Source organism: Micromonospora sicca (assembly GCF_003172935.1).
Classification (GTDB): domain Bacteria; phylum Actinomycetota; class Actinomycetes; order Mycobacteriales; family Micromonosporaceae; genus Micromonospora; species Micromonospora sicca.
Genome location: NZ_QGKS01000370.1, coordinates 1 through 9,477, shown reverse-complemented (window position 1 = coordinate 9,477; position 9,477 = coordinate 1). Strand labels below are relative to the sequence as shown.

9 protein-coding genes and 1 pseudogene are annotated in these 9,477 nt (G+C 72.6%); 3 read left to right on the top strand and 7 right to left on the bottom strand.

Going from position 1 to position 9,477, the window contains the following annotated elements; genetic code table 11:
- Both DKT69_RS29815 and DKT69_RS38615 read left to right on the top strand, forming a co-directional pair.
- A pseudogene (locus DKT69_RS29815) lies at nt 1–906 on the top strand (transposase); the annotation flags it as partial.
- Between the two features lie 328 nt (nt 907–1,234).
- Nucleotides 1,235–1,393 (top strand): hypothetical protein, encoded by a 159-nt coding sequence (locus DKT69_RS38615; protein WP_161557981.1) that lies wholly within the window; start codon nt 1,235–1,237, stop codon nt 1,391–1,393.
- Between the two features lie 108 nt (nt 1,394–1,501).
- Here DKT69_RS38615 and DKT69_RS29810 read toward each other — a convergent pair whose 3' ends face one another.
- From DKT69_RS29810 to DKT69_RS29795, 4 genes are all read right to left on the bottom strand, one after another.
- Nucleotides 1,502–2,095: a GTP-binding protein gene (locus tag DKT69_RS29810; protein ID WP_109804785.1), complete on the bottom strand. Its 594-nt coding sequence runs from the start codon at nt 2,093–2,095 to the stop codon at nt 1,502–1,504.
- Between the two features lies 1 nt (nt 2,096).
- A complete protein-coding gene (locus tag DKT69_RS29805) occupies nt 2,097–2,474 on the bottom strand; it encodes a DUF742 domain-containing protein (protein ID WP_088973509.1) in 378 nt (125 codons plus the stop codon).
- A 102-nt stretch (nt 2,475–2,576) separates the two neighbouring features.
- The gene (locus DKT69_RS29800; protein WP_109804784.1) at nt 2,577–2,981 is read right to left on the bottom strand and encodes a roadblock/LC7 domain-containing protein; all 405 of its coding nucleotides are present in this window, start codon (nt 2,979–2,981) and stop codon (nt 2,577–2,579) included.
- On the bottom strand, nt 2,978–6,571 hold the full coding sequence (locus tag DKT69_RS29795; RefSeq protein ID WP_109804783.1) for a sensor histidine kinase: 3,594 nt from the start codon (nt 6,569–6,571) through the stop codon (nt 2,978–2,980). Before DKT69_RS29795 ends, DKT69_RS29800 begins: the two co-directional genes overlap by 4 nt.
- Before the next feature lie 285 nt (nt 6,572–6,856).
- Here DKT69_RS29795 and DKT69_RS29790 point away from each other — a divergent pair, with 285 nt between their 5' ends.
- Nucleotides 6,857–7,372 (top strand): ATP-binding protein, encoded by a 516-nt coding sequence (locus DKT69_RS29790; RefSeq protein WP_236648437.1) that lies wholly within the window; start codon nt 6,857–6,859, stop codon nt 7,370–7,372.
- On the opposite strand, the gene DKT69_RS29785 is transcribed toward DKT69_RS29790, so the two are convergent.
- The 3 genes from DKT69_RS29785 to DKT69_RS29775 form a co-directional block, all read right to left on the bottom strand.
- A complete protein-coding gene (locus DKT69_RS29785) occupies nt 7,373–8,449 on the bottom strand; it encodes an adenosine deaminase (RefSeq protein ID WP_109804781.1) in 1,077 nt (358 codons plus the stop codon).
- Between the two features lie 13 nt (nt 8,450–8,462).
- Complete coding sequence (locus DKT69_RS29780) at nt 8,463–8,918, bottom strand: PPOX class F420-dependent oxidoreductase (protein ID WP_109804780.1); 456 nt, start codon at nt 8,916–8,918, stop codon at nt 8,463–8,465.
- Nucleotides 8,915–9,477 (bottom strand): NADPH-dependent FMN reductase (locus DKT69_RS29775; protein WP_109804779.1); only part of this gene is annotated, 563 nt, incomplete at its 5' end. The genes DKT69_RS29780 and DKT69_RS29775, both read right to left, overlap by 4 nt.

The window sequence follows — 9,477 nt, the reverse complement described above, 5'->3', positions numbered from 1 at the left end:
GCCGACCTGAGCGTCCCGGTGCCCACGCCCCGTCCCGGCCAGGAGTCCGCTCCCCCGGGGTCCCGGGCCAACTGGCCGCTGGTCAACAACGGCGACGAGCTCGCCGACGGCCCCGCCGAGTCGCCGGCCGCCTACTCGTACGGCGACCGGGACGCGCGGAAGGTCGACGCGCCGACGGACCCGGGCAAGAGTCGGGTCACCCCGCCCTGGCTCGCCGACGACCTGCCCCAGGAGCCCCCGATGCTGCGGCTGGTCGAGCCACCGCCGCTGGCCGACCGGGCGCTGCGGGACAGCCTGAACCCGCCGACCGACCCCGGGCTGGACGCCCGGCCGCTGCGGCTGGTGGAGCGGGCAGCGGCGGAGCGGGCCGAGGCGGAGCGCGCCGGCCGGTCCGGTCCCCGTGCCGATCTTCCCGAACCGCTCGAGCGGCGGCCCGCGCCGAAGGAGCACCGGCCCCCGCCGGTCTCCGACGAGGGCGACGGCGACCTGCTCATCTTCGCCCAGGCGAAGTCCGCCTGGTTCGTCGGCCACACCGAAGAAGAGTCCGATCTGGACTGGTCGACAACCGCGGACACCGGGTGGCAGGCCGCCGAGCAGGCGGCCCGCCCGGCGGTGGGCGCCGAGACGACGGCGGGCCTGCCGAAGCGGGTCCCCCAGGCCAACCTGGTTCCCGGCTCGCCGCTGCGCGACGAGCGTCCACTGCGGATCATCCGGAACGCGGCGAGCCTCGCCGAGAACACCACCGGTTACTTCCGCGGCTGGCGGCGCGGCCAGGAGATCGGCGGGTTCGCGGTGGGCGGCCGCCCCGGCCGGGAGTCGGCCGGCGGCTGGGACTTCAGCCGCGACACGGGCGACCGTGACGACGACCGGGAGTACGAGTACCGCTCCGCCGGCTACCGGTCCTGACCGGGGTTCCACCGCCCGCCACCTGCGTGTTCCTGCCCACACCCGGCTAGTTCGACGCCGGGGTCGAGGCGGCTGGGAGCATACCGGCGGAACTGCCGGCGGCGGGTGTCGCGGGGCGGGAAGGCGACTCCAATGGCGACACCGGCAACCGATTCCGCCGTGCTGACCCGTCGGGGCGTCCTCGCCGCGCTCGACGCTGACCAACACCACCATCGCGGCGCTCGCCCGCCGGGACTTCACCTTCCGCGACCTCCAGCGGCACGGCAACTTCAGCGGCTTCGCCCCGTACGGCTCGGAGGCGCTGCAACTGCTCGCCACCGCGGCCCCGTTGGCGAGCAGCGTCGACCGTGGACGGCTGCGCGCGTACCTGCAAACCGAGGGCATCGCCGGTGGGTACGCCTTCGCGCCGATCCGGCGCGGGGGCATGGAGCGGGACTCCCTCGGCCTCTACGTGGTCACCCAGGGCACCTGGACGCCGTACGCCTGACCGCCGGCGCGGCCCGCTCCCCATCGAGGGAGGGCGGGCCGCCACCGGCGGACAGCGAGAAGCGCCCGGTGACCGCCGAGGCTGTCACCGGGCGCGTCCTGACGCCGGTCAGGCGGGCGCGACCGCCCGCGAGCGACGCATGGACAGCACATACTCGACCAGCGAGATCAGCACGTGCTTGGTCGACTCCCGGTTCCGGGCGTCACAGGCCACCACGGGCACGTCGCTGGAGATGGCCAGCGCGTCCCGGACGTCCTGCGGGTCGTGGTACTGCATGCCGTCGAAGCAGTTGATGGCCACCAGGTACGGCAGCCGCCGGTGCTCGAAGAAGTCGATCGCGGCGAAGCAGTCGGCCAGCCGGCGGGTGTCCACCAGCACCACGGCGCCGATGGCGCCGCGGACCAGCTCGTCCCACATGAACCAGAACCGCGTCTGACCCGGCGTACCGAACAGGTACAGGATCAGATCCCGGTCGATCGAGATACGACCGAAGTCCATCGCCACCGTGGTCGTCGTCTTGCCCGGCACCTGCCGGGTGTCGTCGACGCCCACGCCGGCGGAGGTCATGATCGCTTCGGTGGTCAGCGGCGTGATCTCCGAGACCGAGCCGACCAGCGTCGTCTTGCCGACGCCGAATCCACCGGCGATAACGATCTTCGCCGACGTCACGCGCCCGCTCGGGGCCGGCGGCCGGTGCGACATGTCAGAGCCTGCGAAGTCCACTCAGCACCCTCTCCAGCAGTTCAGTGCCCACCGCGTCGTCAGAGTCGTCCAAAATGGTCGGCTCGTGGACCGCGACCAGGCCGTCCGTCGCCATGTCGGCGATGAGCACCCGGGCCACGCCGAGCGGAAGTTGCATCCGCGCCGCGATCTCGGCAAGCGATTGCACGCGTCCGTCACACAGCGCGGCGATGTACTGGTGCTCACGACCCTGGCCGCCATTACCACTGGCAGCGGCCCGGCCGCGCACCGTCGTCTCGACGAGCGCCTCCAGCGCGATGTCGAGCCGGGGACGGGTACGACCGCGGGTCACGGCGTATGGACGGACCAATGCTCCGGTCGGTTCGTCACGATCGGCCATGTCGCCGCTCACCTCCTTCGCACCCGTCACCGGCTCTCGCCCGGTGGTTCCCGTCGTTGTTCTCGTGTCGTTCCTGCCGTGCCGACCAGCTGGTCAGCTCGGTCAGCCCATCATCCCGACAGCAGTACGAGGCGCCGGGGTCAACGCGTCGCCCACCCGGTCGACGAGCAGCGCCATCTCGTACCCGACCTGCCCGACGTCGCAACTGCGCGCGGCCAGGACCGCGAACGACGAGCCGTCCGAGATGGACATCAGGAACAGGAAGCCGTTGTCCATCTCCACGACCGTCTGCAGCACCGCCCCGCCCTCGAAGCAGCGGGCGGCGCCCTGGGTCAGGCTGACCAGTCCGGACGAGATCGCGGCGAGTTGGTCCGCCCGGTCCCGCGGAAGGTCACGAGACGACGCGAGGAGCAGGCCGTCGGCGGAGACGGCGACCGCGTGCGCGACACCGGGCACCCGGTCGGCGAAGTTGGCCAGTAGCCATCCGAGATCCTGCGTAGTTGTCATCCTTGTTGCTCCTTCTGCCCGCTCCCGGCCACCGGCCCAGAGCCAGACTGCGAGGACTGCTGCCCGCCCGGGGTCGCCTCCGGGCCGGTCGAGTTGCTGTCGGTCGGGTTGTTACGCCCCCGCTGCACGCCCCGATGGTAGGCCGAGAGCAGACCCCGTACGCCTTCCGGCGTGCGGCGCTGCACCGAGGCCGACGGCTTCTCCACGCCGCCCGGGACCAGCTGCGCCATCGGCTTCCGCTTCGGCAGCCCCTTCTGGGTGGTCTCCGCCACCGGCACCTCGGTGGCCGCCGAGGCGGCCCGCCAGCCGTCGTCGGCCGCGGTCTGCCAGCCACCGGCCGGCGGCTGCTGCTGCGGCCGCCGGTTCGGCAGCGCCTCGGCGGGAGCGGGGCGGGCCCCACCGTTCGTGGCCGTCCCGTTGTCGCGCGGCGCTCCACCGGCTGTCGGAGTGTGTGCCATCGGTGCGTTACCTGTCGTCCCGGGTGGTGTCTGCTGCACGGCCCGACCGGCGGCGTCGACCTTGGCGAACTGCTGGGTCGCGGCGCCGTTCGCCGGGGCGGCCGGCGCGGTGCCCGCCTCCTCCGGCCCGGGCCGGCGAGTGCGGAACCAGGCCGACTCGAGCTCCCGGAAGATCGGCAGCTCCATCGTCTCGTCCGCGTACCGCTGGCGGTTCGCGGACTGCTGCGGCGTCGTCGGCCGGTTCGCAGCCGGCGGCCGGTTGACGGCCGGCGGCATGGCGGCCGGCGGAGCGGCCTCCGGGCGCGGCACCCGGGGCAGCTCGGTGGTCATGTCCAGGGCGGCGGCGAGCCGCTCCGGCACCGGCGGGGTGGCCGCGTCCCGGTCGGGCGCGGCTACCGGCGGCCAGGCCGGCGGTGCGGCGGCGCTCGGCGCCGGCGGAGCCAGCGGCGGCAGCTGACCCGCGGACGGCGCGGAGTACGGCTGGCCCTGGGCCGGCGGCGCCGAGTACGGCTGGCCCTGGGCGGGCGGCGCGGAGTACGGCTGACCCTGCGCGGGCGGCGCCGAGAACGGCTGACCCGGGGCGGGCGCGGCCGACACCGGGTGGCCGGAGTACGGCTGGCTCGAGACGGGCTGGCCGGAGACCGGGTGACCGGACACCGGCGACGCCGACACCGGGACGCCGGAGGTCGGCGGCAGCGGTGGGGCGGAGACCGGCGGCGGGTTGTACGGGCGCGTCTCCGGGCTGCTGGGCAGCTGCCGCGGGATCGCCGGGTGCTGGCCGGTGCCGGACGGGTCGCCGTCGCCGCCGTTGCGGCGCTGCGGCAGCGGGTCGATCGGCTGGCCGTTGGAGGCCCGCGGCGTGAACGAGTCGCTGCCGTTGATCCCGCTGGCACCGGTGAGGTCCGACCAGGCGGGCATCGAGCGCCCCCCGCCGGTCGTGGCGGGGTCGAACGGGCGACCACCGAGGGTCACCTGATTGCCCGACTCGCCGGGGCGCGGGGCCGGCGGCGTGGCCGGGCCGTTGCCCAGGGCCGCCAGGGCGCCGAAGGCGGGAGCCGGGCCGACCTGCTGGGGGCCACCGAAGGCCGGCGCCGGGCCGGTCGCCGCCGGGAGCGCCGGGGGCTGCTGCCCCCGCCCGGAGAGGGCGCGCGGCACCAGGACGGAGGTGGGCAGTGTGACGTCGGCGACGGTTCCCCGGTCGGCGCCGGGCCGCAGGTCGACCTTGACGCCGTGCCGGGAGGCCAGCCGGGCCACCACGACCAGACCCATCATCCGGGAGACGGCCACGTCCACCTGCGGCGGCGTGGCGAGCCGCTCGTTGAGGTCACGCAGTTGCTCGGCGCTGATGCCGATGCCCCGGTCCTCGACGTACAGGGAGGCGCGGTCGCCCACCCGCCGGGCCTCCACCATGACCTGCGAGTCCGGCGGGGAGAAGGCGGTGGCGTTGTCGAACAGCTCGGCGACCAGGTGCACCAGGTCGTTGACCGCGTGCGCGGCGACCTCGATGTCCCGGTCGATCACGCCGAACTCGATCCGGGTGTAGTGCTCGACCTCGGACTGGGCGGCGCGGAGCACGTCGATCAGGGCGGCCGGCTCGCGCTGCACGCGGGTCGAGTCGGCGCCGGCGAGGACCAGCAGGTTCTCGTCGTTGCGGCGCATCCGGGTGGCGAGGTGGTCGAGCTGGAACAGCTCGGCCAGCCGGTCCGGGTCCTCCTCGCCGCGCTCCAGCCGGTCCAGGTGACCGATCAGCCGGTCGACGAGGATCTGCGAACGGCGGGCCAGGTTGACGAACATCGTCGCGACGGAGGCGCGCAGCGCGGCCTGCTCGGCGGCGGTCCGGACGGCCTCCAGGTGGACGGCGTTGAACGCCTCGGTCACCTGGCCGAACTCGTCCTTGCTCCGGACGGGCAGCGGCTCGGCGATCTGGTTGGCCAGCTGCACCGGGGAGAGCTGCCCGGTGACCTGCGGGTCGCGCAGCCGGGCCACCGCCTGCGGCAGGCCGTACTGGGCCACGGAGAGGGCGCCCTGCCGCAGGTCGCGCAGCGACCGGGCCATCGAGCGGGCGACCAGGTACGCGAAGAGGATCGCCAGCAGCAGCATGCTGAGCAGCAGGCCGGTCTCCAGGAAGACCTGGCGCTGCACGTCGGAGCGGAGGTTGTCGGCCTCGCGGACCACGTTGCCGTCGAGCCTCTGCTCGACCGTACGGAGCAGCTTGGCGTTGGCCACCATGGCCGCGTCCCACTGGTCCGGCCCGAACTGGGCGTCGGCCAAGCTGCCGCTGGTGTTGCTGCTGATGAACCGCTGGTAGGCAATCGACTCGCGCAGATCCGAGCCGGAGACCGTCTGGTCGTAGAACTCGGAGTCGGCCGGGTTCGCGACCGCCTTGAAGCTCTCGAGCGCCTGCGAGTCGCCGACCGTGCTGGCGATGAACTGCTCACGCAGGTTCGGGGTGTACTCCCTCTTCTTCTGCACCAGGACCTGGTGAATCACGACACGGCGCTGAGACAGGTACTCCTTCTGCCGAGCGACCGCGGTGGCGGCCCGCATCCGGTCGCTCAGGTCGTTGTCACCGGCGAGCTGGGTGGCCGAGTCCCGAACCGAGAGCAGCTCGGCGATCAGGCCGGAGTACGAGCGCAACGCTTCGGTGAGCTTGAGCTTGCCGTTGGAGACCTGGCTGCGGGTGCCGGGTAGGCCGGTGAGGCTGCCGTCGATGTTGTCGAGCAGCGAGTTGAAGTTCGCCGGCAGGCCGTCGATCTCCAGCCGCTGCTGCAGGTACGGCGCCTTGGCCTGGTCGACCCGGGAGTTGGCCCGGTTGTAGGCCTCCTGGTACTGGGCCTTGGTCTGCACCTCGGTCGAGCTGACGAACAGCACCGCGGAGGTCCGCTCGTCCTGCAGGCTGTCGATCAGGTCATCCGAGTAGCCGATCAGGTTGGCGAGGTCGCCGGCCCGGTTGGCATTGTTGAGCGTCTGCAGGTGGTCGACCAGACCAGTGGTGCCGACCACGACCGTGGCGATGGTCGGCACGATCATGATCAGACCGAGCTTGGACCAGATCGGCATGTCGCGGAGCCGGCTGGCCGGCCGGCGCAGACGCGACAGGAAGGAGCCCGCCGTCTTTGGCCGTTTGCTCACGTCACCGCCCTCGCATCACAGCGTCCGCACGTTGCCCTGGGCAACGGCGAGCGACCGACCCGGCGGGTCGGACCTCCGAGATTCCATCACGCCGGTCCGCAAAGAGAAAGCCCAGGTTGTCCCTCGCCGGAGGTGTGATGAGATGTTGATGCAATTTGCTAGCAATCCGTCTGTACGGAGTTACGCGAAGTAATGGAACATCGCCACCGTGTCGTCCTGCTCGCCGGCCCTTCCGGCTCCGGAAAGTCGTACATAGCGCAGCGAACCGGGCTTCCTGTCCTCTGTTTGGACGACTTCTACAAGGACGGCGACGACCCTACGTTGCCGCGTCGCAACGGACAGGTCGACTGGGAGTCCCCCAGATCCTGGGACGCCGAGACGGCGGTGGAAACAATCGCCCGACTGGCCCGGTACGGCAAGGCCGAAGTGCCGGTTTATGCGATCGGCGCGGACCGACGGGTGGCCACCCGGCCATTCGATGTCGCCGAATCGCCACTTTTCGTCGCCGAAGGGATCTTCGCCGCCGAGATCGTCGAGGAGTGCCGCCGGCGTGGCCTCCTGGCCGGGGCGTACGCGCTGCGCCGGCCGCGCGGGGCGACCTTCCTCCGCCGGCTCGCCCGCGACCTGTCCGAGCAGCGCAAGGCACCCCGGGTGCTGCTGAGCCGCGGGGTGGCCCTGCTCCGCGCCGAGCCGGCGGTGCTGCGCCGGCAGACCGGCCTGGGCGCCGAGGCGGCCCGGGCCCGGGAGGTGCTGCACCGGGTGGCCGCCCTGCTCGCCGCCCACCCGCACCAGCATCCGTGATCAGCCGATCAGCTTCCCGTACGCCGGCTTGATCACCTCGTCGATGATCTTCAGCCGCTCGTCGAACGGGATGAAGGCGCTCTTCATCGCGTTGATCGTGAACCACTGGAGCTCCTTCCAGCCGTAGCCGAAGGCCTCCACCAGCAGTGCCATCTCCCGCGACATCGACGTGCCACTCATCAGCCGGTTGTCGGTGTTGACCGTCACCCGGAACCGCAGGTCCCGGAGCAGCCCGATCGGATGCTCCACGATCGAGGGGGCGGCGCCCGTCTGCACGTTCGACGACGGGCACAGTTCCAGCGGGATGCGCTTGTCCCGTACGTACGCGGCCAGCCGGCCGAGCACCGGCTCCGGACCCGCGACGATGTCGTCGACGATCCGCACCCCGTGGCCGAGCCGGTCGGCGCCGCACCACTGGATCGCCTGCCAGATCGACGGCAGGCCGAACGCCTCGCCGGCGTGGATGGTGAAGTGGAAGTTCTCCCGCTGGAGGTACTCGAAGGCGTCCAGGTGCCGGGTGGGTGGGAAACCGGCCTCCGCGCCGGCGATGTCGAAGCCGACCACCCCGGCGTCCCGGTGCCGGACGGCCAGCTCGGCGATCTCCTGCGAGCGGGCGGCGTGCCGCATCGCGGTGAGCAGGGTGCCGACCCGGATCGGGGTGCCCGCCTCGGCGGCCTGCGCGCTGCCCTCCACGAACCCGGCGACGACCGCCTCGACCACCTCGTCCAGGGTCAGGTTCTGTGCCAGGTGCTGCTCCGGCGCGAACCGGACCTCGGCGTAGACCACCCCGTCGGCGGCCAGGTCGAGCGCGCACTCCCGGGCGACCCGACGCAGCGCGGGGGCGGTCTGCATCACCGCCACGGTGTGCGCGAACGTCTCCAGGTAACGCTCCAACGAGCCCGAGTTGGCCGCCGCCACGAACCAGCGGCCCAGCGCCTCCGGGTCGGTCGTGGGCAGCTCGTGGCCGACCTCGGCGGCCAGCTCGACGATCGTCGCCGGCCGCAGACCGCCGTCCAGGTGATCGTGCAGCAGCGCCTTCGGGACCTTGACGATGTCCTCGTACCGGATTGCGACCATGCTCAGACATTAGTCACCGGCGGCCGCGGGACGGGACGGGACCGGGGCCGGGCAGGTCAGGGCGCCAGCCGTACACCCGCTCGACCGAGAGGCGGACCACCAGGCGACCGTCGGCCACCATGGCGGCGCGGTACTCCGCCCAGTCGGGGTGCTCACCCCGGATCCGCCGGTAGACCTCCACCAGTTCCTCGACCGTCGCGTCGTCGGCGGCCGCGGCCGGCGGGGTGAGCGTCACCGTCCCCTCGGCCACCGCGTACGCCCCGCCGTCGGCGGTGGTCACGTGGAAGCTGGCCCGGGGGTCGCGGCGCAGGTTGCGGATCTTCGCCCGGTCGCCGGTGGTGGAGCAGCGGATCAGCCCCGGCTCGGCGAGGTAGTCGACGTTGGACAGCTGCGGCCGGCCGTCCCGGCGCAGGGTGACCAGCACTCCGCGCCCCCGCTCGCCGAACAGCTCCCACAGCCGGGCGCTCACGCCGCCACCCGCAGCGGCGCCAGGGCGACGGTCAGTCGGGCGAGTTGGTCGAGCATCAGCTCGGCCGCGTCGTCGCGCCCGGGGTCGGGCCGCAGCTCGCCGCCGGAGTCCAGCGCCTGCCGCAGGAAGACGGCCACCGCCTCGTTGACCGGCACCATGTTCAGCGTGGTGACCACCTGCTTGATCATCTGCATCGCGCGCAGGCCGCCTGAGGTCATGCCGTAGCTGACGAAGCCGACCGGCTTGTGCCGCCACTCGTGGTAGAGGTAGTCGATCGCGTTCTTGAGCGGGGCGCTGAAGCCGTAGTTGTACTCCGGCATCACCAGGACGAAGGCGTCCGCCGCAGCGGTCGTCTCGCTCCACTCGCGGGTGTGCCGGTGCAGGTAGTTCCCCTCGGACGGGTGGTGCGGCTCGTCGTGGAAGGGCAGCCCGACCTCGGCGAGGTCGACCAGGCGTACGTCGTCGAAACCGCCGTGCCGGAGGGCGGCGCCGGTGAACCAGTCACCGATCCGCCGGCCCACCCGGCCGGGGCGGGTGCTGGCGACGATCACGTTGAGGC

Bases quoted from the DNA above. Each gene is read 5' to 3' on its own strand.
- DKT69_RS29805 (WP_088973509.1), bottom strand. From the start codon at position 2,474: ATGGCCGATCGTGACGAACCGACCGGAGCATTGGTCCGTCCATACGCC.
- DKT69_RS29785 (WP_109804781.1), bottom strand. From the start codon at position 8,449: ATGGTCGCAATCCGGTACGAGGACATCGTCAAGGTCCCGAAGGCGCTG.
- DKT69_RS29800 (WP_109804784.1), bottom strand. From the start codon at position 2,981: ATGACAACTACGCAGGATCTCGGATGGCTACTGGCCAACTTCGCCGAC.
- DKT69_RS29810 (WP_109804785.1), bottom strand. From the start codon at position 2,095: ATGTCGCACCGGCCGCCGGCCCCGAGCGGGCGCGTGACGTCGGCGAAG.